The sequence below is a fragment of the Mesorhizobium sp. L103C119B0 genome (genome assembly GCF_000502235.1).
Classification (GTDB): domain Bacteria; phylum Pseudomonadota; class Alphaproteobacteria; order Rhizobiales; family Rhizobiaceae; genus Mesorhizobium.
The window spans coordinates 25,531-48,177 of record NZ_AYXE01000001.1; the positions used below are offsets into that span (position 1 = coordinate 25,531).

Consider the following 22,647-nt stretch of genomic DNA (forward strand, 5'->3'; position numbering starts at 1 on the left):
AGGCCAGAAATGACTGAAATCCGCCATATCGTGTTCGACATCGGTCGCGTCTTGCTCCACTACGATCCGAACATTCCGTTCAGCCGCCTCATTCCCGATGCCGAAGAGCGCAAGTGGTTCTTCGACAATGTCTGCACGCATGACTGGAACATCGAGCAGGACCGTGGCCGGACGTGGGAAGAGGCGGAAGCGCTGCTGATCGCGGATTACCCGGGTCATGCTGAAAACATTCGCAATTTCCGACGCTATTGGAACGACATGGTGCCGCATGCCTATGACGACAGCGTCGCCATCATGCTCGGCCTGATCGAGAGCGGCCACGACGTGACCATGCTGACGAACTTCGCCGCCGACACGCTTGCCGAGGCAAGACTGCGCTTCGATTTCCTTAGCCGCCCGCGCGGCGTGACCGTGTCGGCCGATATCCGTGAGATCAAGCCCGACCGCGCCATCTACGACCATCACGTGGTCGCGTTCGGCCTGGAGCCCTCCGCCACGCTGTTCATCGACGACAGCCCCAGGAATGTCGACGGAGCCAGGGCGGCTGGCTGGAATGCTGTGCTGTTCACAGATGCAAAAACGCTCAAGGCGGACCTAGAGCGGTATGGCATCGCGGTGTGAGCCGCGCAGAGGCCGGAAGGTAGCGCTCTACGACTTTACACCCTGAGATCAAGCCCCTGCCCGTTCCATGCCGAGCCTGGCGATGCGGCGCAGTTCGTCGATCGGGGTCAGGCCGCCCGAGCGCTCATAGTGCCAGAAGGTCCAGCCGTTGCAGGCGTCCAGGCCCTGCACTTCGGCGCCGATCTTGTGGATCGAGCCGGCGCTGTCACCGATGGCAACCGTGCCGTCGGCGCGTACCTTGGCCGACCAGCGCTTCTTGGCATCGTAAAGCGTGGCGCCGGGCTGCATAAGCCCGGTATCGATGAGGCTGACAAAGGCGACGCGCGGCTCGGCGCGCTTGCCGGTGAGCACGGCGAGATCGGCGCTTTCCAGCGGCCGCACCGCATCGATGCGCTCATTGGCGGCGTCGATATAGGCCTGTTCGCGCTCGATGCCGACGAAATGGCGGCCAAGCCGCTTGGCCACGGCGCCGGTGGTGCCGGAGCCGAAAAACGGGTCGAGCACGATGTCGCCCGGCTTGGTCGAGGCCATCATGATGCGGGCGAGCAGCGCTTCCGGCTTCTGCGTCGGATGCAGCTTGTCGCCATTGTCGTTCTTCAGCCGCTCGCCGCCAGTGCAGATCGGGAACAGCCAGTCGGAGCGCATCTGGATGTCGTCGTTCGATGCCTTCATGGCTTCGTAGTTGAAGGTATAGCCCTTGCCCTTCTGGTCGCGCGAGGCCCAGATCATGGTCTCATGCGCGTTCTGGAAGCGGCGACCGCGGAAATTAGGCATTGGGTTGGTCTTGCGCCAGACGACATCGTTGAGGATCCAGAAGCCGAGATCCTGCATCTTGGCGCCGACGCGGAAGATGTTGTGGTAGGAGCCGATGACCCAGATGGTGCCATTCGGCTTCAGCACGCGGCGTGCCGCCAGGAGCCAGGCGCGGGTGAAGGCGTCATAGGCCTCGAAACTCTCGAACTGGTCCCAGTCATCGTCGACGGCGTCGACCTTGGACTGGTCGGGCCGGTGCAAATCGCCGTCGAGTTGCAGATTGTAAGGCGGATCGGCGAAGATGACGTCGATGGATTTTTCCGGCAGCCGGTCGAGCGCGGCGACACAATCGCCCTTGAGGATCGTGTCCAGCCACTCGGATTGCTGGGGGGCGTGGGAGAGGTCGGCGAGAAGACGCACGGCAGACATTTTTACACCCAAGGCACGCGTTACTGTTTACTCCCCGTTATGGTTACCGATCAGCGTAAATATTCGGTGAAGGACGCAACGGTCCAGGCAGCCCTGACGTCGTCAATTTGCGCAGCCCGGCCCGTTGGTGTATGTCGCGCCGCTTGAGCCTTGCCGGGCCTCCATCACCCTCCCTCGTTCGGATTGCCATGCCCCAGCCAGATCTTGTCATCTTCGATTGCGACGGCGTGCTCGTCGATTCCGAAATCATCGCAGCCCGCGTCGAGGCCGAATTGCTGACCTTGGCCGGATATGAAATCTCGGCTGAGGAATACGCCGAAACCTATGCCGGACTGACCTTCAAGGACATCATGATGCGGGTCGAGCAAAAATCCGCCATCCCGTTCCAGGCCTCGATGATCGACCGGGCCGAAGAGCTGGTCGACCGCAAACTGCGCAGCGACGTGCGCGCCATCGACGGCGTGCGCGAGGCGGTCGCCGCGGTCACCGCGCCGCGCTGCGTCTGCTCGAACTCACGCTTGGAGCGGATCGAGTTCATGCTCGAGAAAGTGGGCCTGCTGCCGTTCTTCGCCGGCCGGATTTTTTCAGCGCTGGAAATACCAAGCAAGAAAACCAAGCCCGCGCCGGATGTGTTCCTGATCGCGGCGCAGCAACTCAACGCCGATCCGGCAAACACCTTCGTCATCGAGGATTCGGTGCACGGCGTCACCGGCGCCAGGGCCGCTGGCATGCGCGTGATCGGCTTCACCGGCGCCGCGCACAGCTATCCCGGCCATGCCGATGTGCTGACCGAAGCCGGCGCCGAAACCGTCATCCGCCGCTGGGCCGAACTGAAAAGTGTGGTTGCCGCTCTGTCGGAATGGTCGGACGCCTGAACCGATCAGTCCTTGGCTTTGGCCGACTTGGCCGGTTTCTTCTTTGCCCTGTTGTAGGCAATCGCGGCACGGACGAGCGCTTTCAGCGCATCCGCATCGATCTCGTCGCCCTCCGCCACATCGATGGCGCGCCACACCTTGCCGTTGAGCCCGTTGTTGAACAGCCTGTCGGGATCCGGCAGGCTGGCGCCGTGAGAAAAGGTCAGCTTCACCTTGTCCTTGTGAGCGTTGCCGACGGCGATCATGCCGTCGCGTGACCATACCGGGCTGCCCATCCACTTCCACTCCTCGATGATTTCCGGGTCGGCGTCGAGGATGGTCTTGCGCAGGCTGGCCAACGTCTTGCCCCGCCAATCGTCCAGCTCCCGGATTCGGGCATCTATCCGCTCGGAGGCAGAGGCGCCTCCCTCGTCCTTGCTCGACATGCTGACCTTCATGGTCTGCCTCCGTTCACATCTTCTCGCCGGGCAATCGGCTGGCCTGGCTCACCCAGGAGGCGAAGCGGGCTTCGTCGATCTCTTCGCCTTCATGGATGTCGAGATAGCGCACTTCCTTTTGCCTGGAACCGCCGGGAGGCACAGGATCGAGCGACGTGCCGCGAAAGAAGGCGACTTTGACGTATCTGGTGAAGCAATGCAGGCTGAGGAACCAACCCTCGCCCTCGATGCCATAGAACGGTGAGTTCCACTTCACCGCCTTGCAGACGCTGGGGACGGCGCTGACGATAAGTGCGTCGATCCAGCGCCCGACATCGCTTTTCCAGCCCGGCATGGCAGCAATATAGGCCTGCACCGGAGCGTCCCCATAGGCCTTCGGGATCTGCGGGTTGCCGCCCGAAAGCAGGACCGGCTTTTCCGGCTTGTCTGGGGCCGGTTTTGCGACCTTCGATTTTCCCGGCGCCTTGGCCATGTCCTACCCTTGCGCGCCCTGCTCGCCACGCGATCTCGCGACGTAAGGCAGCACGAACATGTAGAGGCCGCTGAACAGCAGCAGGAATAGCGGCAGCAGCGGCGAATAGACCACCCAGGCCGGAGGTTGCCCGAACGCCATGGTGATGAAATTGGCTGCCACGGTCAGCGTGAAGATGATCGACAGCCAACGATGGGTTTGACGTATCCATTTGCTCAAGTTCATTGCAACTTCCTCTTGAAACCAGCGCCTACCAACGCGCCAGTTGGGTGATCTGGATGAGATTGCCGCAGCTGTCGTTGAGCTGGGCGATAGTCGAGCCGGTCACTTCTGTCGGCGCCATGGCGAACGCACCGCCGCGTCCCTTGATGCGCTCGTAATCACCCTTGACGTCGTCGGTGAACAGCATGAGCGCGGGCTGCCCCTGCTTGAAGATGGCCTGCTGGTAGGCCTTGGCGGCCGGGTTGTCGTTGAGCGCCAGCTGTAGCTCGGCTCCCTCGGGCTCATCGGGTGAGATGACGGTCAGCCAACGAAAAGGCCCATTGCTGAAGTCGGCCTTCACGGCAAAGCCCAGCACGTCGGTGTAGAAGCGCAGTGCGTTGTCCTGGTTGTCCACATAGACGCTGGTCAGCTTGATCTTCATCGATTTACTCCTTTTTGCATTCGGTGCCCCGCGATCAGGGCATGGTACCGGCAGGCTTCAATCCGGCTTCGCCAGGACCTGCTCCAGCTTGGTGAGGAATTGCTGCCACCCGGCCCTGGCGCCGCCATAGGCCTGCTTCTGGCTCGGATGGAAGCCCGACTGCTCGACGCGCAGATGGGTTCCCGAGCTCGTGGGTGTGAGCGTGAACGTCACCACGCTCGTCAGATTGTAGGCGGCATCCTCATGCGCAAAATCCCAGCTGTAGGACAGCGTCCTGTTTTGCTCGATGGCCAGCACCTCGCAGTCGAGCACGCCGCCCCAGTCGCCGCGAAGATTGAAGCTGTGGCCGACGACAGGCTTGAAATCGTTCTTCATGAGCCATTCCTCAATCAGATGCGGCTGCGTCAACGCGCGCCAGATCTTCTCCGCCGGCCAGGATATTTCACGTTCGACGACGACGGTGCGCAGCTCGGGATTGCTCACTGGTCCATCCTTTTCAGCAGGCTCTCGAGATCATCGAAGCGGCTCTCCCAGAATCCAGTCATTTGAACTGTCCAGTCGGTCAGCGGGCCAAGTGCCGCGGGCTGGGCGCTGTAGTGGGTCTGGCGTCCGGCGTGGCGGTCACGCACCAGGCCGGCCAGCTTCAGGACGCCGAGATGCTTCGACACCGCTGGTTGCGAGACCCCGGACTGCGCCGTCAGCGCCCCCACGGTCTGCTCACCTTGGCGGCACAAGCGCTCGAAGATGGCCCGCCGAGTCGGGTCGGCAAGCGTTCTGAACAAAGTATCGTGGGCGTCCGGCATCGGGATCAATAACCTGCGAGCTATTGATTGACGTATAACCGCCGGGATATGGATGAGTCAAGTGCGCTGGCGGAATGGATCGAGATTAAAGCGCAGACGCGACCTGCCGCAGGCGCACGCCTGCAGGATTACGATCGGATCGTTTGGATCTTTCAAAGAGTTGACCGGCACCGTCGCAGCAGCGACGGCGCCCAGGCGCTTAGTTCGTCGCGGGAGCGCGCTTCTTTTTCTTGCCGGACTTCTTGTCCGCCGCCGCCGGCGCGGTGTCGTCATAGCCGGCATAGACAGTGTAATCCCGGGCGGAGGGTTCGGGCACGACGACGTTGGGATCGGTGAACACGAATTGGGTGGCGGTCGAGGGATCGCTGACCTGGATCTGATAGGGGTGAATTTGCGAATAAAGCACGTCGGGGCCGTGCATGACGGCAATGCGGATCGGCATGGTGATGGTGCCGGGGGCGAACAGCGGTCCCGGCACGATCTTGCCGGCAACGCCAACCTTCATCGTCAACTGGCCGTTGGCACGGCTGCAATCGCGGCTCACATCGCTGATCGAGGCCTGGTAGATGATCTTGGCCGGATCCTTGTTCGGATCGACGATGGAGCCGTCAGGCGCCGTCTGCGCGGCGGCAGCGGCCTCGGCATCCTGTGCCGCATCAGCCTTTTTCTTTCTCGGCTGCGGCGCGCCCTTGGCGTAGGTATTGAAGTAGGCGGTGCCATCGCGCACCGTCACTTTCGGGCAGTAGGCCTGCAACTGGCTGGCGAGAACCTTGGGATCCTGCGGCGGTATTGGCGCATTCGGGTCGGTCTTCTTGCCGAAACCGAGATTGAGGATGCCATTGTCGCTCGATTGGCAACCGGCGGCGGCAAGCATAAAGCCGGTGAGCGCCAGACCCGCGACAAAGCGACGGTTGAACTTGTGAAACGCCATGAAACTGCACTTCCCTCTCGCAAAGTTGGTGACGTATAGCAACGCCACGGCAAAAATGCGACTGAGCCGGCTCGGAAAATTAACCAATTGCCGTGGATGAACCGGCGGCAGCAATGGACCTTGACGATGCGCTATGTGAGTACCCGCGGGGATGCACCCGTGCTTGGATTTGCCGACGCGGTGCTGGCGGGGCTGGCCCGCGACGGCGGGCTTTATGTGCCGCAGACATGGCCGCAGTTTTCGGCAGCCGAGATCCGCGCCATGCGCGGCCTGCCCTATGCGGACCTCGCCATCCGCGTGCTGACGCCGTTCCTCGGCGGCGAGATCGCCGCACCCGTCTTCGAGCGCCTGGTGCGAGAAGCCTATGCCACCTTCCGCCACCAGGCCGTCTGCCCGCTGGTGCAGACCGGCGCCAACACGTTCATCCTTGAACTCTTCCACGGTCCGACGCTGGCCTTCAAGGACGTTGCCATGCAGCTGCTTGCCCGGCTGATGGACCATGTACTGACTGAGCGCGGCCAGCGCGCAACCATCGTCGGCGCGACCTCGGGTGACACTGGCGGCGCCGCCATCGATGCCTTCGCCGGCCGCGACCGAACTGACATTTTCGTGATGTTTCCGCATGGCCGCGTCTCGCCGGTGCAGCAGCGGCAGATGACGACATCGACGGCCACCAACGTCCAGGCGCTGGCCATCGAAGGCAATTTCGACGATTGCCAGGGCCTGCTGAAGGATATGTTCAACGATCATGGTTTTCGTGATCGCGTGTCGCTGTCGGGCGTCAATTCGATCAACTGGGCCCGCATCATGGCCCAGATCGTCTATTATTTTTCCTCGGCGCTTTCGCTCGGCGCGCCGGACAGGCCGGTCTCCTTTACCGTGCCGACCGGCAATTTCGGCGATATTTTCGCCGGTTACGCCGCCAAGAAGATGGGCCTGCCGATCGAGCGGCTGATCGTCGCCACCAACGACAACGACATATTGGCGCGCACTTTCGCGACCGGTGAATACCGCACCAAGGGTGTGTTTGCGACGACGTCGCCATCGATGGACATCCAGGTATCGTCGAACTTCGAGCGACTGCTGTTCGAGGCCTGCGACCGTAACGCAGAGACGGTGCGGCGTTACATGGCCGGCCTCAAGCAATCCGGCGCCTTCACCATCGAGACCGCAGAAATCGACCGGATGCGGTCCGAATTCGACGCCGGACGCGCTGATATGGACGAGGTTGCCGCCACCATCCGTTCAACGCTCGAATCCAGCAATTATCTGCTCGATCCGCACACGGCCGCGGCCGTGCATGTCGCCGCCGGCAAGGCTGACGGTGCAGTGCCGATGGTGGTGCTGGGCACGGCGCACCCGGCCAAGTTCCCGGCCGCGGTCGAAGCCGCCTGCGGCGTGTCGCCGGCCCTGCCCGCATGGCTGGGGTCCTTGATGTCAGCCGACGAAAAGTACACGGTACTTCCATCCGACCTGAAAATGGTGGAAGATTACGTGAGCCGCCACTCAAGGGCAGCGCGTTAGGGAGTACTTGCCATATGGGTGTTGAGGTAAGCCGTCTGTCGAACGGCCTGACAGTCGCCACCGAAACCCTTCCAAGCCTCGAATCCGTTGCCCTTGGCGCCTGGGTCAAGTCCGGCGCCCGCAATGAGCGTGACGACGAGCACGGAATGGCCCATCTGCTCGAGCATATGGCCTTCAAGGGTACGAAAAGGCGGACGGCCTTCGAGATCGCCTCGGAAATCGAGGATGTCGGCGGCGAGATCAATGCCGCCACATCAGTCGAGACGACGTCCTATTACGCCAGGGTGCTGTCCGACGATGTGCCGCTGGCGGTGGATATCCTTGCCGATATCCTGCAGGAGTCCGAATTCGACCCAGAGGAACTGGAGCGCGAGCAGCATGTGATCCTGCAGGAGATCGGCGCCGCGCACGACACGCCCGACGACATCGTCTTCGACCGTTTCACCGAGACCGCCTTCCGCCACCAGACGATCGGCCGCTCGATCCTCGGCACGCCGGAAACCGTCAAATCCTTCACCTCCAAACAGCTGCATGATTTCATAGAGCGCCAGTATGGCGCCGAGAAGATGGTGATCGTGGCGGCAGGCGACATTAAGCACGACAATTTCGTGCGCGAGGTCGAAAAGCAGCTCGGCGGTTTCCGCAGCAAGTCCGACAGCACGATGCCGCAATATGCGCAGTATGTCGGCGGCGATTTCCGCGAGGATCGCGACCTGATGGACGCGCAGATCGTGCTCGGCTTCGAAGGCCGAGCCTATCATGTGCGCGATTTCTACGCTTCGCAGGTGCTGTCGATGATCCTCGGCGGCGGCATGTCGTCCCGGCTGTTCCAGGAGGTCCGCGAAAAGCGTGGCCTGTGCTATTCGGTCTATGCCTTCCACTGGGGTTTTTCCGATACCGGCATCTTCGGCGTTCATGCCGCGACCGGGCAGAGCGACATTGCCGAACTGGTGCCGGTCATTATCGACGAGCTGCAGAAGGCCGGCGAGAATATCCTTCAGGAAGAGCTCGACCGCGCCCGCGCGCAATATCGCGCCGGCCTGATCATGTCGGCTGAAAGCCCGGCCAGCCGCGCCTCGCAGATCGCCAGGCAGCTGCTTCTGTTCGGCCGGCCGATCGCCAAGGAGGAATTGATGGAACGGCTGTCGGCGCTGACCGTCGAGCGGCTGACCGACCTTTCGTCCCGGCTGTTTTCGACCAAGCCGACGCTGACCGCGGTTGGACCGGTGGGTACGCTCGCGCCCTATGAGGCGATTCTCGATTCGCTTGCGGGCACGCACACCACGGCCCGCAAGCTCGCCGTCTAAGCCTTCAAGCGCCGGTGTTCGCGCTCCCTTTCTTTCGCCGTGACCTGCCGGCACTGAAAGGCGACCGGGTCATGCTGCGCGTGCCCTACACCAACGACTATCGCGAATGGTCAGCGGTGCGCGGCGAAAGCCGTGCCTTCCTCGAACCGTGGGAGCCGCGCTGGACGCCCGATGAACTCGACCGCACCGCCTGGCGGCTGCGCATCGGCCGCTACCGCGAAGACTATGCGCAGGGGACAGCCATCGCCTTCTTCATCTTCGAGAAGGCGAGCGGCAAGCTTGCCGGCGGCATTACGCTCGGCAATATACGCCACGGCGTCTCGCAAAGCGGCCATGTCGGGTACTGGATCGGGGAGCGGTTTGGCGGCCGCGGCCTGATGACCGACGCGGTCAAGGTGGTCTGCCGCTTCGCCTTCGATACGCTGAGGTTGCACCGGATCGAAGCTGCCTGTATTCCCGACAATATCCGGTCGATCCGCGTGCTTGAAAAAGCCGGATTCCGGCGCGAAGGACTTCTGCGATCCTACCTCAGGATCAACGGCATCTGGCAGGACCACTACCTCTACGCCCGGATCGCGGACGATCCACCGGGCGCTGGAACGAAGGACTGATTTTTGACGAATTTCCTGCGAAACGGGTCGCTGTTGGCCTTTGTTCTGGCGGCTGTCGTCACGCTTTGCGCGGCGCTACCGGCCTTCGCCGTCGAACCGATCAAGATTGCCCGCGACGACGTAGCGCTCGACCTGTCGCGCGCCGTCCAGATCTACGTCAATCAGGGCGAAAACTTCCAGGTGTCGACCGCGCCCGGTCCCGACGGCATCGTGCGGCGCATCGAGGTCGAGGCCAATGACGCGCGCTCGAGCGGCGACTGGGCGGTGTTCGCGCTCGCCAACACCACCGACCAGCAGCTCGACCGGCTGATCGTGGCGCCGCATTTCCGGCTGGTGAATTCCGGCATCTTCTGGCCCGATCTCGGCGCCACCCGCATCGCCGCGATCACCCCCAGCGAGGGATTCGCGCTCGACCGCCAGTCAAGCTCCGACGCCGACGTGTTCCGGGTGACGCTGAACCCGGGAACGGTGATCACCTTCATCGCCGAACTCGCCTCGCCGAAGCTGCCGCAGGTCTATCTATGGGAGCCGGAAGCCTACAAGGACTCGGTCAATTCCTATACGCTGTTCCGCGGCATCGTCATCGGCATCGCCGGGCTGCTGGCGCTCTTCCTGACCATCCTTTTCGTCGTCAAGGGAACCTCGATGTTTCCGGCGACAGCCGCACTTGCGTGGGCGGTACTTGCCTATATCTGCGTCGATTTCGGCTTTCTAAACAAGATCATAGAGATATCGCCCGGGAACGAGCAGATGTGGCGGGCGGGAACGGAGGTGGCGCTTGCGGCGACCTTCGTGGTGTTCCTGTTCGCCTATCTCAACCTCAACCGGTGGCACGGCCATTTCAGCTATGGCGCGCTGGTCTGGATCCTCGGCCTGGTGCTGATTGCCGGTGTGGCCATCATCGATCCGGCCGTCGCCGCCGGTATTGCCCGGCTGTCCTTTGCCGCCACCGCGCTGACCGGGCTCGGCCTCATCATCCTGCTCGGTCTTCGTGGTTACGACCGTGCGATCATGCTGGTGCCCAGTTGGGTGATGGTGCTGCTATGGCTGTGCGGGTCGTGGATGGCGATCACCGGCATGCTCGACAACGACATCGCCCAGCCGGCATTGGGCGGCGGGCTGATCCTGATCATCCTTTTGATCGGCTTCACCGTCATGCAGCATGCCTTTGCCGGCGGCGCGCTGCATCAGGGCCTGTTCTCCGATCTCGAGCGCCAGGCGCTGGCCGTGGCCGGCTCCGGCGACACGGTGTGGGACTGGGACGTGCTGCGCGACCGCGTCGTCACCAAGCCCGACGTCAGCATCCAGCTTGGCCTGGCGCCCAACAGCCTGGGGGGTGCGGCCCGCAACTGGCTGCCGGTGCTGCATGCCGACGACCGCGACACGTTCCGCACCACCCTCGACGTGGTGCTCGAACATCGGCGCGGCCGGGTCTCGCAGAATTTCCGCCTGCGCGGCGCCGACGGGCACTACCACTGGTTCTTGCTTCGGGCGCGGCCGGTGATCGGCTCGGATGGCGAAGTGATTCGCTGCGTCGGCACCATGGTCGACGTCACCGAGCAGAAAAAGTCCGAGGAAAGGCTGCTGCACGATGCCGTTCACGACAATCTGACCGGCCTGCCCAACCGCGAACTTCTGATGAACCGGCTGGAAGCCATCATCTCGATCGCGCGCACCGAAGAGAAGGTGCGCCCGACCGTCTTCGTCATCGACATCGACCGTTTCAAGCAGGTCAATGACGGGCTTGGCATCTCGGCCGGCGACACCATCCTGCTCACCATTGCGCGCCGCTTGCACCGGCTGTTGAAACCGAAGGATTCGCTGTCGCGCTTTGCCGGTGACCAGTTCGCCCTGATGCTGCTCTCCGAACAGGAACCCTCCCGCATCGCGGCGGTGGCAGACGCCATCAAGCACGCCATCAACAACCCGATCACCTTCGCCAAGCGCGAGATCGTGCTGACTGCCTCGATCGGCCTGATCACCTGGACCTCGGCGCAGACTTCGGCAGAAGACATGGTCAAGGACGCCGAGCTTGCCATGCACCAGGCCAAGCGCTTCGGCGGTGACAGGATCGAGCCGTTCCGGCCGGCCTTCCGCACCGTCGGCACCGACCGGCTGCAATTCGAATCCGATCTGCGCCGCGCCATCGAGCGGCGCGAATTCACCCTTGCCTACCAGCCGATCGTGCGGCTGGAGGACGGCAGCATTGCCGGCTTCGAGGCGCTGCTGAGGTGGGACCATCCGCGCCGCGGCATGATCCCGCCGGGCGATTTCATCCCGGTCGCCGAAAGCTGCGGCCTGATCGTGCAGCTTGGGCTGTTTGCCATGCAGCAGGCGGCCGAAGACCTCGCCGGTTGGCAAAAGCAGATCGGCGACACGCCGCTGTCGGTGTCGGTCAATCTGTCCAGTCGCCAGCTGATCCGCCGCGACCTGGTCAGCGATGTCCGCTCGGTCATCGCCCGCGCCAATCTGAAGCCGCGCTGCTTCCGGCTCGAACTTACCGAATCGCTGGTCATGGACAATCCAGAGCAAACCTCGCATGTGCTGACCAAGCTCAAGCAGCTCGGCATCGGCCTGTCGCTGGACGATTTCGGCACCGGCTATTCCTCGCTCGCCTACCTGACCCGCTTCCCCTTCGACACCATCAAGATCGACAAGAGCTTCGTCGACGACGCGACGCCGAAGCGGGCGGTGCTGCTCAAATCCATGGTCAACATGGCGCATGAACTCGGCCTGTCGGTGGTGGCCGAGGGCATTTCCGACGAAAGCGATGCGCTGGAATTGCGCCAGATGGGCTGCGAATATGTGCAAAGCTTCATGTTCGGCGCGCCGATGCCAGGCGACCAGGTGCTGAAGGCGTTGAAAGAGCAGTACCCGATGACGCAGGCGTGATGGGTGAGGCATGCGTCGTGCAGGCGCGTGGTTACATTGGAATGAACCCCGAAAATTAGCTGAAGCGACCGCGCCTTCGTCATCCTAGGGCGAAGCAAGGAGCGCAGCGACGCGGCGCAGACCCTAGGATGACGAAAGTGGCGGGCGGCTTCGGCTAGTCGCGAAGGTTCGGCGGAACGTCGGCGAAGGCGAGGCTTCAGGCGTGCCCCGCGGCCAGGCTCAAATGCGCCAGATCAATCCCGATCGATGCCAGGATGCGGTCGTACTTCCGCTCGATGTCGGCGTCGAACAGCAGCTCCGGCGTGGCCGGACAGGTCAGCCAGCCATTCTCGGCGATCTCGGTTTCCAGCTGGCCGGCGCCCCAGCCGGAATAGCCGAGCGCCATCAATGCGCGCCGCGGGCCGCGGCCGGACGAGATGGCGCGCAATATGTCGACCGTCGCGGTCAGGCAGATATCGTCGGACACGGTGAGCGAGGATTCCACCCGGTAGTCGCCCGAGTGCAGGACGAAGCCGCGGCTACGGTCGACGGGGCCGCCATTGCGCACGACGAAGTCGCGAGCCTGCGCCGGCAGCCTGATCGCCTCCTGTTCGTTCATGATGCCGAGCTGCACCAGAAGATCGGGAAACAGCATCTGTTGCGTCTGGTTGATGATCAGGCCCATGGCGCCTTCATCGCTGTGCGCACAGATGTAGATGACCGAGCGCGTGAAGCGATCGTCCTTCATGCCGGGCATGGCAATCAGAAACTGGTCGTCAAGAAAGCCGCGTCCACCGGCTGTCTTTTTGTGGCGCAACAAGTCCATGGACTGGAGCGTAACGCGTTTCCGGGACGCCGAAAAGATGCGCCGCGTGCGATTCGGCCAAAGCCCAACGGTTGGAACAACGGAATCTTGACTGCGAACTTCACTCGGCCGATTGCTTGAAGCCAACTGTTCCTTGCCCGAAGGTCACGCAAATATGATACGCAGAGCGCCATGAAAACATTGCGCGGCCATGAACTGACGATCAAATCAACGCCATGCAAAGCTTGAAAATCCTGCTGCTCGGTATTGCTATCGGATGCGGAGCAGTCCTGCCCGCCGCCGCCTCCTCGTCGGAATGGTACAACAGCGAAGGCGGCAAGGTGCGGCTGGTGACAACAGGCAAGGCCGACGAGGCCGGTCGCATACAGGGCGTGCTCGACATCGCGCTCAAGCCCGGCTGGAAAACTTATTGGCGCGATCCGGGCGACGCCGGCGTGCCGCCGCAGATCGACGTTTCGGCCAGCACCAACATCACCGATGCGGCGTTTTCCTTCCCGCCGCCGCAGCGCCATGACGACGGCTACGGCAAATGGGCCGGCTACAACCATCCGGTCTCGCTGCCGGTGACATTCACTTTGTCGTCGCCTGGGGATGCGGCCGTCATCGATGCCGACATCTTTCTCGGCATCTGCGAGACGATCTGTATTCCGGTGCAGACGCGGCTGAGCGTCGATCCCGCCGCCGATCCCGACAATGCCGAGGATGCGGCGCTGGTGAAGGCTGCACTCGCCACCTTGCCCGCGCCTGCCAAGCCCGATTTCGGGATCAAGGTGCTGCCGGGCGACCATGAGACGCTGATGGTCGAGGCGACTTTTCCCGGAGATCCGGAGGCGGCGGATTTATTCGTCGCCGGGGGACGCGATTATATGTTCGGGGCGCCTGCACGCAGCGAAAAGGACGGCCGGCTGGTATTTACCATTCCGATCCTCGACCGGCCGTCGACGACACCGACCGATGGCGGGTTGTATTACACCCTGACAAGTGCCGAAGGCGCGGTCGAGGGCGTTCTGCCGTTCCCCTGATACCGAACCCGATCAGGGCTTTCCCTTGATCCAGGCCTTGTCGGCGGTTGCGGGAGATGCCCGATTTCGCTATCGCAAGAAACCTTCCCTGCTTTTCACACGAGGACCATCATGACGATTGCCGTTGGCGACAAACTGCCCGATGCGACCTTCAAGGAAATGACCGCCGACGGCGCCAAGGTGATCACCTCGGCCGAGATTTTCGCGGGCAAGAAGGTCGTGCTGTTCGGCGTTCCAGGCGCCTTCACGCCGACCTGCAGCAACAATCATCTGCCGGGCTATCTCGAGAACCACGATGCCATCCTGGCCCGCGGCGTCGACACCATCGCCGTCGTCTCCGTCAACGATGTCCATGTCATGGGCGCCTGGGCCAATTTCACCGGCGGTCAAGGCAAGATCCTCTATCTCGCCGACGGCAATGGCGACTTCGCCAGGTCGATCGGCCTCGACTCCGACTATTCCAGCGGCGGCATGGGATTGCGCTCGAAGCGCTTCTCGATGATCGTCGACAACGGCAAGGTCACGGCGCTCAATGTCGAGACCAAGCCAGGAGTCGACACATCGGGTGCCGCTCACATTCTGAGCCAGCTCTAAACCGCGGCGGCCGCGTCGGCTCATGAGCGCCATGGCCTGACGACGACGCGCTTCCAGCCGGATTGCCTGCTTTGGGGGACATCGACGNATCGACGATGTTTGACATCATCTGGCGCAGCGTTGCGATCGGCATCGGCGCCACGGTGCTGATGGATCTTTGGGCGCTGTTCCTGCATCTGGCGCTCAGCCAGCCGCGGCCGAACTGGGGGCCGCCCGGCCGCTGGGTCTGGCACCTTAGGGAAGGCAAGGTTTTCCACGACGATATCGCCCATGCCGCACCCTATGCGCATGAGCAGGCGCTGGGCTGGGCCTTCCATTATGTCACCGGCATCGTCTACGGCTTCATCCTGGTGGCGCTGGCGGGCACGGCATGGCTGGACGCGCCGACCTTCCTGCCGGCCTTCATCCTCGGCATGGTCACCATCGGCGCCGGCTGGTTCCTGCTGGCGCCCGGCATGGGCGCCGGCTGGGCTGCGTCAAAGCGCCCCAACGCGATGCAGATCCGCGCCTTCAACGTGATCTCGCACACGGTGTTCGCGCTCGGCCTCTACGGCACGGCCCTGCTGATCCGCTGAGGACAGGTTCTATCCGCTGGTCGCCAGCGGCTTCATCGCGGCTACGGTATCGATGATCTCCTGACATCCGCTTTAGCGCGGCGCCAGACTGTCTATCGGCCGCCATCCGTGGACGACGCGGCGCGTGCCGACATCATAGGCGAAGTAATTGCCGCCGCCGGCCGGCTGATCCGCCGCGCGGCTGATTGCGCGGCCGCTGAGCGAGAGCAGCAAGAGCGTTCCGACGCCGCCATGGCCGACGAAGGCAATGTCGCCGCCGTCGGCAGCACCCAGCACCGTTTCGACCTCGCTGACAATGCGTTGCTGGGCGTCGATGGCCCGTTCCCAGCCGCGGATGCTTTTGTGCGGGTCGGCGAAGAACTGGTCGGCGACCACCTCGAACTCCGGCGGCGGCAGGAAGCCGGTTGCCGACCGATCGTTCTCATGCATGCGCTCCCTCACCTCGACCGCGAGGCCGAGGTGTTTGCCAAGGATCTCGGCGGTTTCGATCGCCTTGCGCTCGGCCGACGAGACGACACGGCGAATCGACCCGACCCATGGCTGATCGAGCATGGCTGATGCTGTCGCTCGTCCGATCTCGGACAGCCCCCAGTGCGGCACGGGAACGTTGGCATCGATCTGAACCTGGGGATGGGTGATGTAGTATACGATCGGCATGAGTGAGGTCTCCTGCCGATAGCTTGAGCTCAATAGCTCTGGGTCGAGCGCCGTGCCCGCGGCGCCGGCTGCTTCTCGGATGCCGCCGGCTTCAGCGCCACTTTCGGCGCCGCAGGTTTGGCTGAGCCCCTCTTGAACGGCGCCATGCCTTCCCTTGCGAGTTCGTCGGCGCGTTCGTTCTCGGTGTGGCCGGCATGGCCCTTGACCCAGTTCCAGGTCACGTTGTGGCGCCGATTGGCCTCATCCAGCGCCTGCCACAGTTCACCGTTCTTGACCGGCTTCTTGTCGGCGGTCTTCCAGCCGTTTTTCTTCCAGCCGTGGATCCATTTGGAGATACCGTCCATGACATATTTGCTGTCGGTGTGAAGCTCGACGGCGCACGGCTCCTTCAGCGCATTCAGCGCCGAGATGGCGGCCAGCAGTTCCATACGGTTATTGGTCGTCTCGGCCTCGCCGCCCGACAATTCCTTGGTCTTGCCGTTGAAGCGCAGGATGGCGCCCCAGCCGCCGGGACCGGGATTGCCCGAGCAGGCACCGTCGGTGAAGATTTCGACCTGCTTGGTCATGTCAGTCCGTATTCCGAAGGCGACTTGATCGCGCGGTGGAAGCGCATGCGGCGGATATATTCGGTCGGATCGCGCTTCATGACCAGCCCGCCGTCGGGAACGGTCAGCCAGTCATAGAGCCGGGTCAGCATAAAGCGCAGCGCCGAGCCACGCGAAAGCATCGGCAGCGCTGCTTTCTCGCCCTCGCTCAAAGGCCGCACGCTCTGATAGCCGGCCAGCAGCGCCGTGCCTTTGGTCAGGTTGAAGGAGAAATCCTTCTCGAAACACCAGGCGTTGAGACAGGTGGCGACGTCATAGGCGTAGAGGTCGTGGCAGGCGAAATAGAAGTCGATGAGGCCGGACAGTTTCTCGCCGAGGAAGAAGACATTGTCGGGAAACAGATCGGCATGGATGATGCCTGCCGGCAGGCCCTGCGGCCAATGGCGTTCGAAATCCGCGAAATCCGCGTCGACCTCGGCCGCCAGTCCCGGCTCGACCTCGTCGGCTCGGTCGCGCGAGGCATTCCAGAGTTTGCGCCAGCCCTCGATGGCCAGTGCGTTGTTACGCGTCATCGCAAAATCCTGCCCGGCCAAATGCAGTGCGGCGAGGGACTTGCCGACCTCCGCGCAATGCGCCGCTGTCGGCCGCCGCAGCGACAGGCCTTCGAGGAAGGTGATGATGACCGCGGGACGGCCGGCCAGCGTGCCGATGACGGTGCCGTCATGCGCGGTCACCGGCAGCGGACAGGAAATGCCTTTGCGGGCGAGATGGCCCATCAGGCCGAGGAAGAACGGCAGGTCGGCCTTGTCGACGCGCTTCTCGTAGAGCGTCAGTATGTAAGAGCCGCTTGAGGTGTGCAGCAGGAAATTCGAATTCTCCGTGCCTTCGGCGATACCCTTGTAGGACAAGAGTTCGCCGACCGGATATGCCCTCAGGAACGCGCCGAGTTCGCCTTCATTGACGTCGGTGTAGACCGCCATGGGCTGTTCACGCGGCTCCGTTGACGAAGGCCATGTCGGCCCGTGTCAGTTCGACATCGCGCAGAACCCGCATGACTGGAAAATCCTCCGTTTCGGTGGCCGTGATCGCCAGGTCGATGGTCACCTCGAAGCGCTGGCGGAAGGCGTCGATGATCTCGTCGACGATGATCTCCGGCGCCGACGCGCCGGCAGACAGGCCGAGCGTCGAGATATTTGTGATGTCATTCCACGGAATTTCGGCGGCGCGCTGTACGAGAAGCGACATGGTGGCGCCGGCGCGCTCCGCCACTTCGACAAGACGGCGCGAATTGGAGGAATTGGGCGCACCGACGATCAGATAGAGATCGGCGCCGGCGGCGGTTTCCTTGACCGCTTCCTGGCGGTTGGTGGTGGCGTAGCAGATCGATTCGGCGGCCGGTGCATGCAGTTGCGGGAAGCGCTCCTGCAGCACCCGCAATATGCCGGCAGTGTCTTCGACCGACAACGTTGTCTGGCTTACGAAGCCGAGCGCTTCCGGGTCGGCGGGGGCAAAGGTCCCAGCGTCGGCTTCGGTCTCGATCAGCGTGACGGCGCCTTCAGCCAGTTGGCCCATGGTGCCGATCACTTCGGGATGGCCGGCATGGCCGATCAGAAGCACATGGCGGCCGAGCCGCTGATGGCGCATCGCCTGCTTGTGCACCTTGGACACCAGCGGGCAGGTGGCGTCGAGATAGAAGAGCTCGCGTGCCTTGGCGTCGGCCGGCACCGATTTCGGCACGCCGTGGGCCGAGAAGACAACCGGCGACTTGCGGTGCTCGGCCGGGATTTCCGAGAGTTCCTCGATGAAAACCGCGCCAAGGCTTTGCAGGCCCTCGACGACATAGCGGTTGTGCACGATCTCGTGGCGGACATAGACCGGCGCGCCGTATTTCTTCAACGCCAGCACGACGATCTGGATGGCGCGGTCGACACCGGCGCAAAAGCCGCGCGGCTGGCAGAGCCGGATCGTCAGCGGTGGTTTTGTGGCGGTCTGCAGCATGATTCCAGATCGGTTGATCGTATCGTGACGCGAAATGAGGTGTGCACCCCTGCCCTGTCAAGGGCAGTTGAGATCAGGTTGAATGGTCAACCTGATCTAACTCTTTGTTGGAGCATGATCTTGTCCGAAACCGGTTCCCACTTTTCGGGGTGATGCTCTGGATCATTCAGTCTTTGCCGGACCGCGCAGCCTGACGATCAGAACCGCGGCAAGAGCCGCCGCCAGGCCATACCAGGTGAAGGCATATTGCAGATGAGAATTCGGCAGGTCGATGATGGTGACGCCGCCGACCGGCAGCCCGCCCGGGTTCGGCGTCTTGTCGGCGTCGATGAAGATCGGCACCAGCACGGCACCGGCCGGCAGGCCGGCACTCGCCGCCATGACATCACGATCCTTCCAATAGAAGATGTTCTTGGCCACGTCATTGTCGGGCAGCATCATCGACGGCTTGGCCGGCAGCGGGTTGCGCGCCAGGCCGGTGACCGTGACCTTGCCGGTCACCTGCCCTTGCGGGCGCTTGGCGGCATCCTTGACATCATAGGGAACGAAGCCGCGGTTGATCAGGACATAGCGGCCATCGTCGAGGGCCAGCGGGGTATAGACGTTGAAGCCGGCGTCGCCGTCCCATGTGGCGTAGAAATGCCGCTCGCCGGAGTGCAGGAACGTCCCGCTGACGGTGACCGGCGTGTAGTCGACATCACCGGTGGCGGCGAATTCCTTCTCGACGTCCGCCAGCGGCTGCGGCGCTGAATGGGTGCGCTGGTCGATGGTCTGCAGAAGGGCTTCCTTCCAGTACAGGCGCTGCACCTGCCATGTGCCAAGCCCGAGCAGGATGACGAACACCACCAGGCCGAGGCCGAGCAGCAATGCCGTCTTCGGCCGCGAGCGGCCGGCGGGCTTGGTCAGCGCCTCGCTCATTGCCCTTGGTCCAGGCGGCCTTCGGCCGCCTTGTTGGCGTATTGAAGCGTCAGCAGCACCCCCTTGATCAACCTCAGCGCCGTCAGGCACAGTCCCACGGCCAGCGGTATCCAGATGATGAAATGCAGCCAGAGCGGCGGGCTCAGCGTGACCTCCACCCACAGCGCCAGCCCCACGACGATGAAGCCGATGATCAGGATGACGAACACCGCCGGGCCGTCGCCGGCATCGGCGTAGGAATAGTCGAGGCCGCAATTGTTGCAGCGCTTGCCGACGGTGAGGAAGCCGGAAAACAGCCGTCCTTCGCCGCAGCGCGGGCAGCGTCCGTGCAGGCCGGCCGAGATCGGCTCGATGGGTGGCCAGATCGCCCTGTCTTCACTCATGGATAGTCATGCTTTACGGCTCGATTTCGATCAGCGTTCCATCCGGCACCATAGTCCAGATTTCGTCCATGTCGCAGTCGGTAACCCCAATGCAGCCATCGGTCCAGTCGACCAATTGAAGCAGCCAGCCCGACCAGCCGAATCCGTTGGCCATTGATGGGGCGCCGAAAAGAAGAAAGGCGACCGCGTTGCCGCGACCGCCCTTCTGATTTGTCGGTTCGGTGAAAGCCGTCAGTGGCCTTCGATCACCGCGCCGACCGATCCCCAGACGTAGATCGATGCGAACAGGAACAGCCAGACCACGTCGACGAAGTGCCAGTACCAGGCAGCCGCCTCGAAGCCGAAATGCTGCTTGGGCGTGAAGTCGCCTTTCCAGGCGCGGATCAGGCAGACCAGCAGGAAGATGGTGCCGATGATGACGTGGAAGCCATGGAAGCCGGTCGCCATGAAGAAGGTGGCGCCGTAGATGGAATCCTTGAAGCCGAACGGAGCGTGCATGTACTCGTAGGCCTGCACCATGGTGAACAGCATGCCGAGGCCGACGGTCAGCACCAGGCCGTTGATCAGGCCCTTGCGGTCGCCATGGATGAGCGAATGGTGCGCCCATGTCACCGTGGTGCCCGACAGAAGCAGGATGATGGTGTTGTAGAGCGGCAGATGGAAGGGATCGAGGACTTCGAGACCCTTCGGCGGCCAGACGCCGCCAGTGAAAGCGGTGCGGGCGTAATTCTGCACTTCGCTCGGAAACAGGCTGGCATCGAAATAGGCCCAGAACCAGGCAACGAAGAACATCACTTCCGAAGCGATGAACATGATCATGCCGTAGCGCAGATGCAGCGACACGACGCGCGTGTGGTGGCCCTCATGCGCTTCCTTGATGGTGTCCGACCACCAGGCAAACATCGTGTAGAGGACGATGACCAGGCCGATGAAGAACAGCCACGGATTGGCGATGTTGTGGCCGAAAATCGGAAAATCGCCGTTCTTGAGATACTGCATCAGGGCGACGCCGCCGACTGCAGTCACCAGCGCGCCGATCGACCCCAGGAAGGGCCACGGGCTCGGGTTGACGAGATGGTAGTCGTGTTGTGGTTTTGCGTGCGCGTCTGCCATATCAACCCCCGAGATTTGCTTCGGTATCTGAAACTTTGCTGCTGCTGTCCGGCGTCGATGACGCCACCGGCTTGTTCTTTTGGACCGGGAACATGGTGTAGGACAGGGTGATCGTCTTCAAGTCCTTCAGTTCCGGCACGTTGACGATATCGGGATCCACATAGAACACGACCGGCATGTCCAGCGTCTCGCCGGGCTTCAGCGTCGTGTCGGTGAAGCAGAAACATTCGACCTTGTTGAAGTAGGGGCCCGCCAGTTCCGGCTGCACGTTGAAGGTGGCGCGGCCGGTAACGGCGCGGTCGAACTTGTTGGTGGCGCTGTAATGCGCCTGCGTGGTCTCGCCGATCTTGATGGTGACCGAGCGGGCGACCGGCTGGAACTGCCAGGGAATGCCGTTGGTGTTGGCGTCGAAGCGCACGGTGATGTCGCGGTCGAGGATGCGGCCGGCATATTGCTTTTCGGCGCGCTGCGTCGTGCCGCCATAGCCGGTGGCCTGGCAGAACATCTTGTAGAGCGGCACCGCGGCGTAGGCCATCCCGATCATGCCGCCGAAAAAGGCGACGCAGACGGCGGCGACGACGCGGTTGGTGTTCTTCTTCCTGGGATCGGTCACGGTCTGGCGGGTCATCATCGGCCTCATCCGGTATGGCCGAATTTCACGATGGTCGCGACGTAGAAGATGACGACCAGAATCGCCAGCGCGACGCCGATCGCCGCCGAACGGTTGCGCCGCGCCTTCTTCTGGCTTTCGGTCAGCGTGACCAGTTCAAGCTTCTTGTCGATCATGGTCATGCTCCACCGATGGCCAAAGCGCGACCGACGACACAGTCGGCAAGATAGATGGCGAAGATGGCGAAGAGGTAGAGCAGCGAATAGGCGAACAGAGCCTTGGCCGGCTTCATGACGCGGTCGCTATCGGTCATGCACAGCACTTTCCATGCATACCAGACGAAGCCGGCGCCGAGAGCCACTGATGCGACGCCATAGAAGGCGGTGGTGAAACCGAGCACCCAGGGCAGCACACCGATCGGCGCCAGGATCAGGGCGTAGGCAAAGATCTGGCGGCGGGTCGAGGCCTGGCCGGCAACGTTCGGCATCATCGGGATGCCAGCCTTGGCGTAGTCGTCGGACTTGAACAGCGCCAGCGCCCAGAAGTGCGGCGGCGTCCACAGGAAGATGATCAGGAACAGGACGAGGCTTTCCAGGCTCACCGTTCCGGTCACCGCGGCCCAGCCGATGACCGGCGGGATGGCGCCGGCGGCGCCGCCGATGACGATGTTCTGCGGCGTCGAGCGCTTCAGCCACATCGTGTAGACGACGGCGTAGAAGAAGATGGTGAAGGCAAGCAGCGCCGCCGACAGCCAGTTGACCAGCACGCCCAGCGTCATCACGGACAGCACCGAAAGCACAAGGCCGAAGCTCAGGGCTTCGCCGGGCAGGATGCGGCCGGAGGGTACCGGGCGGCCGGCGGTCCGGCTCATCACCGCATCGATGTCGGCGTCGTACCACATGTTGAGCGCACCCGAGGCGCCGGCGCCGATGGCAATGGCCAGGATGGCGATCACCGCCAGCAGCGGGTTGATGGCCACGGGCGCAGCGACCATGCCGACAAAGGCCGTGAACACCACCAGCGACATGACGCGCGGCTTCAGCAGGGCGAAGAAATCGCCCGACGTGGCTTCCGACATGCGAAAGCCCGCTTCGTCAATCATTGGGTCGTCGAAAAGGGCCATGCGTAC

28 protein-coding genes and 1 pseudogene are annotated in these 22,647 nt (G+C 62.9%); 9 read left to right on the top strand and 20 right to left on the bottom strand.

Annotated features, from left to right (window positions below; all coding sequences use genetic code 11):
* Window positions 1-9 precede the first annotated feature (9 nt).
* Window positions 10-621 carry an HAD family phosphatase gene (locus X728_RS165955; protein ID WP_023830283.1) on the top strand — a complete coding sequence of 204 codons (612 nt, stop codon included), beginning with the start codon at window positions 10-12 and terminating at the stop codon, window positions 619-621.
* A gap of 48 nt (window positions 622-669) precedes the next feature.
* Here the strand turns inward: X728_RS165955 and X728_RS165950 are convergent, their stop codons facing one another.
* Complete coding sequence (locus X728_RS165950) at window positions 670-1,803, bottom strand: site-specific DNA-methyltransferase (protein ID WP_023687165.1); 1,134 nt, start codon at window positions 1,801-1,803, stop codon at window positions 670-672.
* Window positions 1,804-1,991: 188 nt separating this feature from the next.
* On the opposite strand from X728_RS165950, the gene X728_RS165945 reads away from it, so the two are divergent.
* Window positions 1,992-2,678, top strand: a complete 687-nt coding sequence (locus tag X728_RS165945; protein WP_023668393.1) for an HAD family hydrolase — start codon at window positions 1,992-1,994, stop codon at window positions 2,676-2,678.
* A 5-nt stretch (window positions 2,679-2,683) separates the two neighbouring features.
* Here the strand turns inward: X728_RS165945 and X728_RS0133840 are convergent, their stop codons facing one another.
* From X728_RS0133840 to X728_RS165915, 7 genes are all read right to left on the bottom strand, one after another.
* Entirely contained in the window at window positions 2,684-3,115 is a 432-nt protein-coding gene (locus X728_RS0133840) for a DUF1801 domain-containing protein (protein ID WP_023668394.1), read from the bottom strand.
* 13 nt (window positions 3,116-3,128) lie between these two features.
* Window positions 3,129-3,587: a DUF1801 domain-containing protein gene (locus tag X728_RS165940; protein ID WP_023668395.1), complete on the bottom strand. Its 459-nt coding sequence runs from the start codon at window positions 3,585-3,587 to the stop codon at window positions 3,129-3,131.
* Window positions 3,588-3,590: 3 nt separating this feature from the next.
* On the bottom strand, window positions 3,591-3,812 hold the full coding sequence (locus X728_RS165935; RefSeq protein ID WP_023668396.1) for a hypothetical protein: 222 nt from the start codon (window positions 3,810-3,812) through the stop codon (window positions 3,591-3,593).
* A 25-nt stretch (window positions 3,813-3,837) separates the two neighbouring features.
* A complete protein-coding gene (locus X728_RS165930) occupies window positions 3,838-4,230 on the bottom strand; it encodes a VOC family protein (protein ID WP_023668397.1) in 393 nt (130 codons plus the stop codon).
* A gap of 57 nt (window positions 4,231-4,287) precedes the next feature.
* Window positions 4,288-4,713, bottom strand: a complete 426-nt coding sequence (locus X728_RS165925) for an SRPBCC domain-containing protein (protein ID WP_023668398.1) — start codon at window positions 4,711-4,713, stop codon at window positions 4,288-4,290.
* Window positions 4,710-5,033, bottom strand: a complete 324-nt coding sequence (locus tag X728_RS165920) for a metalloregulator ArsR/SmtB family transcription factor (RefSeq protein WP_023668399.1) — start codon at window positions 5,031-5,033, stop codon at window positions 4,710-4,712. Before X728_RS165920 ends, X728_RS165925 begins: the two co-directional genes overlap by 4 nt.
* 199 nt (window positions 5,034-5,232) lie before the next feature.
* Window positions 5,233-5,964, bottom strand: a complete 732-nt coding sequence (locus X728_RS165915) for a hypothetical protein (RefSeq protein ID WP_023668400.1) — start codon at window positions 5,962-5,964, stop codon at window positions 5,233-5,235.
* Between the two features lie 126 nt (window positions 5,965-6,090).
* On the opposite strand from X728_RS165915, the gene thrC reads away from it, so the two are divergent.
* The 4 genes from thrC to X728_RS165895 are packed head-to-tail and all read left to right on the top strand — an operon-like array spanning window position 6,091 to window position 12,298.
* Window positions 6,091-7,488 (top strand): threonine synthase, encoded by a 1,398-nt coding sequence (thrC, locus tag X728_RS165910; RefSeq protein WP_023709657.1) that lies wholly within the window; start codon window positions 6,091-6,093, stop codon window positions 7,486-7,488.
* Window positions 7,489-7,502: 14 nt separating this feature from the next.
* A complete protein-coding gene (locus X728_RS165905) occupies window positions 7,503-8,795 on the top strand; it encodes a pitrilysin family protein (RefSeq protein WP_023668402.1) in 1,293 nt (430 codons plus the stop codon).
* 14 nt (window positions 8,796-8,809) lie between these two features.
* Window positions 8,810-9,406: a GNAT family protein gene (locus X728_RS165900; RefSeq protein ID WP_023698526.1), complete on the top strand. Its 597-nt coding sequence runs from the start codon at window positions 8,810-8,812 to the stop codon at window positions 9,404-9,406.
* A gap of 3 nt (window positions 9,407-9,409) precedes the next feature.
* The gene (locus tag X728_RS165895) at window positions 9,410-12,298 is read left to right on the top strand and encodes an EAL domain-containing protein (protein WP_023727477.1); all 2,889 of its coding nucleotides are present in this window, start codon (window positions 9,410-9,412) and stop codon (window positions 12,296-12,298) included.
* Window positions 12,299-12,494: 196 nt separating this feature from the next.
* On the opposite strand, the gene X728_RS165890 is transcribed toward X728_RS165895, so the two are convergent.
* Window positions 12,495-13,103: a YqgE/AlgH family protein gene (locus tag X728_RS165890; protein ID WP_023668405.1), complete on the bottom strand. Its 609-nt coding sequence runs from the start codon at window positions 13,101-13,103 to the stop codon at window positions 12,495-12,497.
* Window positions 13,104-13,318: 215 nt separating this feature from the next.
* Between X728_RS165890 and X728_RS165885 the strand changes: the two genes are divergently transcribed.
* The 3 genes from X728_RS165885 to X728_RS165875 all read left to right on the top strand — a co-directional run bounded on the left by X728_RS165885 (window position 13,319) and on the right by X728_RS165875 (window position 15,294).
* Window positions 13,319-14,125, top strand: coding sequence for a protein-disulfide reductase DsbD domain-containing protein (locus tag X728_RS165885; protein WP_023706670.1), 807 nt, complete (start codon window positions 13,319-13,321; stop codon window positions 14,123-14,125).
* Between the two features lie 111 nt (window positions 14,126-14,236).
* On the top strand, window positions 14,237-14,719 hold the full coding sequence (locus X728_RS165880) for a peroxiredoxin (RefSeq protein ID WP_023698522.1): 483 nt from the start codon (window positions 14,237-14,239) through the stop codon (window positions 14,717-14,719).
* A 95-nt stretch (window positions 14,720-14,814) separates the two neighbouring features.
* A complete protein-coding gene (locus tag X728_RS165875; protein WP_023732091.1) occupies window positions 14,815-15,294 on the top strand; it encodes a DUF2938 domain-containing protein in 480 nt (159 codons plus the stop codon).
* Window positions 15,295-15,366: 72 nt separating this feature from the next.
* Here the strand turns inward: X728_RS165875 and X728_RS165870 are convergent, their stop codons facing one another.
* From X728_RS165870 to X728_RS165825, 11 genes and pseudogenes are all read right to left on the bottom strand, one after another.
* A complete protein-coding gene (locus tag X728_RS165870; protein WP_023827463.1) occupies window positions 15,367-15,951 on the bottom strand; it encodes a histidine phosphatase family protein in 585 nt (194 codons plus the stop codon).
* Between the two features lie 29 nt (window positions 15,952-15,980).
* The gene (gene rnhA, locus X728_RS165865) at window positions 15,981-16,517 is read right to left on the bottom strand and encodes a ribonuclease HI (RefSeq protein WP_023830284.1); all 537 of its coding nucleotides are present in this window, start codon (window positions 16,515-16,517) and stop codon (window positions 15,981-15,983) included.
* Window positions 16,514-17,476, bottom strand: coding sequence for a homoserine kinase (locus X728_RS165860; protein ID WP_023827465.1), 963 nt, complete (start codon window positions 17,474-17,476; stop codon window positions 16,514-16,516). Before X728_RS165860 ends, rnhA begins: the two co-directional genes overlap by 4 nt.
* 7 nt (window positions 17,477-17,483) lie before the next feature.
* Entirely contained in the window at window positions 17,484-18,494 is a 1,011-nt protein-coding gene (ispH, locus tag X728_RS165855) for a 4-hydroxy-3-methylbut-2-enyl diphosphate reductase (protein ID WP_023685425.1), read from the bottom strand.
* A gap of 162 nt (window positions 18,495-18,656) precedes the next feature.
* Entirely contained in the window at window positions 18,657-19,412 is a 756-nt protein-coding gene (locus X728_RS165850; RefSeq protein WP_023685424.1) for an SURF1 family protein, read from the bottom strand.
* A complete protein-coding gene (locus tag X728_RS165845; protein ID WP_023685423.1) occupies window positions 19,409-19,795 on the bottom strand; it encodes a DUF983 domain-containing protein in 387 nt (128 codons plus the stop codon). Before X728_RS165845 ends, X728_RS165850 begins: the two co-directional genes overlap by 4 nt.
* Window positions 19,796-19,808: 13 nt before the next feature.
* A pseudogene (locus X728_RS1000000168150) lies at window positions 19,809-19,943 on the bottom strand (L,D-transpeptidase family protein); the annotation flags it as partial.
* An 83-nt stretch (window positions 19,944-20,026) separates the two neighbouring features.
* Window positions 20,027-20,908: a cytochrome c oxidase subunit 3 gene (locus tag X728_RS165840; RefSeq protein WP_023668416.1), complete on the bottom strand. Its 882-nt coding sequence runs from the start codon at window positions 20,906-20,908 to the stop codon at window positions 20,027-20,029.
* 1 nt (window position 20,909) lies between these two features.
* The gene (locus X728_RS165835) at window positions 20,910-21,536 is read right to left on the bottom strand and encodes a cytochrome c oxidase assembly protein (protein WP_023692073.1); all 627 of its coding nucleotides are present in this window, start codon (window positions 21,534-21,536) and stop codon (window positions 20,910-20,912) included.
* 8 nt (window positions 21,537-21,544) lie between these two features.
* The gene (locus X728_RS165830; protein ID WP_023698516.1) at window positions 21,545-21,694 is read right to left on the bottom strand and encodes a hypothetical protein; all 150 of its coding nucleotides are present in this window, start codon (window positions 21,692-21,694) and stop codon (window positions 21,545-21,547) included.
* A 2-nt stretch (window positions 21,695-21,696) separates the two neighbouring features.
* On the bottom strand, window positions 21,697-22,641 hold the full coding sequence (locus tag X728_RS165825) for a heme o synthase (RefSeq protein ID WP_023830285.1): 945 nt from the start codon (window positions 22,639-22,641) through the stop codon (window positions 21,697-21,699).
* Between the last annotated feature and the right edge of the window lie 6 nt (window positions 22,642-22,647).

What these genes read in the sequence shown, in the direction of transcription:
- ispH (WP_023685425.1), bottom strand. Translation starts at nt 18,494, where the DNA reads ATGCTGCAGACCGCCACAAAACCACCGCTGACGATCCGGCTCTGCCAG.
- X728_RS165870 (WP_023827463.1), bottom strand. Translation starts at nt 15,951, where the DNA reads ATGCCGATCGTATACTACATCACCCATCCCCAGGTTCAGATCGATGCC.
- X728_RS165885 (WP_023706670.1), top strand. Translation starts at nt 13,319, where the DNA reads ATGCAAAGCTTGAAAATCCTGCTGCTCGGTATTGCTATCGGATGCGGA.
- X728_RS165880 (WP_023698522.1), top strand. Translation starts at nt 14,237, where the DNA reads ATGACGATTGCCGTTGGCGACAAACTGCCCGATGCGACCTTCAAGGAA.
- X728_RS165835 (WP_023692073.1), bottom strand. Translation starts at nt 21,536, where the DNA reads ATGACCCGCCAGACCGTGACCGATCCCAGGAAGAAGAACACCAACCGC.
- X728_RS165955 (WP_023830283.1), top strand. Translation starts at nt 10, where the DNA reads ATGACTGAAATCCGCCATATCGTGTTCGACATCGGTCGCGTCTTGCTC.
- X728_RS165935 (WP_023668396.1), bottom strand. Translation starts at nt 3,812, where the DNA reads ATGAACTTGAGCAAATGGATACGTCAAACCCATCGTTGGCTGTCGATC.
- X728_RS165950 (WP_023687165.1), bottom strand. Translation starts at nt 1,803, where the DNA reads ATGTCTGCCGTGCGTCTTCTCGCCGACCTCTCCCACGCCCCCCAGCAA.
- X728_RS165875 (WP_023732091.1), top strand. Translation starts at nt 14,815, where the DNA reads ATGTTTGACATCATCTGGCGCAGCGTTGCGATCGGCATCGGCGCCACG.
- X728_RS165940 (WP_023668395.1), bottom strand. Translation starts at nt 3,587, where the DNA reads ATGGCCAAGGCGCCGGGAAAATCGAAGGTCGCAAAACCGGCCCCAGAC.
- X728_RS0133840 (WP_023668394.1), bottom strand. Translation starts at nt 3,115, where the DNA reads ATGAAGGTCAGCATGTCGAGCAAGGACGAGGGAGGCGCCTCTGCCTCC.
- X728_RS165850 (WP_023685424.1), bottom strand. Translation starts at nt 19,412, where the DNA reads ATGAGCGAGGCGCTGACCAAGCCCGCCGGCCGCTCGCGGCCGAAGACG.
- X728_RS165825 (WP_023830285.1), bottom strand. Translation starts at nt 22,641, where the DNA reads ATGGCCCTTTTCGACGACCCAATGATTGACGAAGCGGGCTTTCGCATG.
- X728_RS165905 (WP_023668402.1), top strand. Translation starts at nt 7,503, where the DNA reads ATGGGTGTTGAGGTAAGCCGTCTGTCGAACGGCCTGACAGTCGCCACC.
- X728_RS165920 (WP_023668399.1), bottom strand. Translation starts at nt 5,033, where the DNA reads ATGCCGGACGCCCACGATACTTTGTTCAGAACGCTTGCCGACCCGACT.
- X728_RS165860 (WP_023827465.1), bottom strand. Translation starts at nt 17,476, where the DNA reads ATGGCGGTCTACACCGACGTCAATGAAGGCGAACTCGGCGCGTTCCTG.
- X728_RS165830 (WP_023698516.1), bottom strand. Translation starts at nt 21,694, where the DNA reads ATGATCGACAAGAAGCTTGAACTGGTCACGCTGACCGAAAGCCAGAAG.
- X728_RS165945 (WP_023668393.1), top strand. Translation starts at nt 1,992, where the DNA reads ATGCCCCAGCCAGATCTTGTCATCTTCGATTGCGACGGCGTGCTCGTC.
- X728_RS165890 (WP_023668405.1), bottom strand. Translation starts at nt 13,103, where the DNA reads ATGGACTTGTTGCGCCACAAAAAGACAGCCGGTGGACGCGGCTTTCTT.
- X728_RS165930 (WP_023668397.1), bottom strand. Translation starts at nt 4,230, where the DNA reads ATGAAGATCAAGCTGACCAGCGTCTATGTGGACAACCAGGACAACGCA.
- X728_RS165845 (WP_023685423.1), bottom strand. Translation starts at nt 19,795, where the DNA reads ATGAGTGAAGACAGGGCGATCTGGCCACCCATCGAGCCGATCTCGGCC.
- X728_RS165840 (WP_023668416.1), bottom strand. Translation starts at nt 20,908, where the DNA reads ATGGCAGACGCGCACGCAAAACCACAACACGACTACCATCTCGTCAAC.
- rnhA (WP_023830284.1), bottom strand. Translation starts at nt 16,517, where the DNA reads ATGACCAAGCAGGTCGAAATCTTCACCGACGGTGCCTGCTCGGGCAAT.
- X728_RS165915 (WP_023668400.1), bottom strand. Translation starts at nt 5,964, where the DNA reads ATGGCGTTTCACAAGTTCAACCGTCGCTTTGTCGCGGGTCTGGCGCTC.
- thrC (WP_023709657.1), top strand. Translation starts at nt 6,091, where the DNA reads ATGCGCTATGTGAGTACCCGCGGGGATGCACCCGTGCTTGGATTTGCC.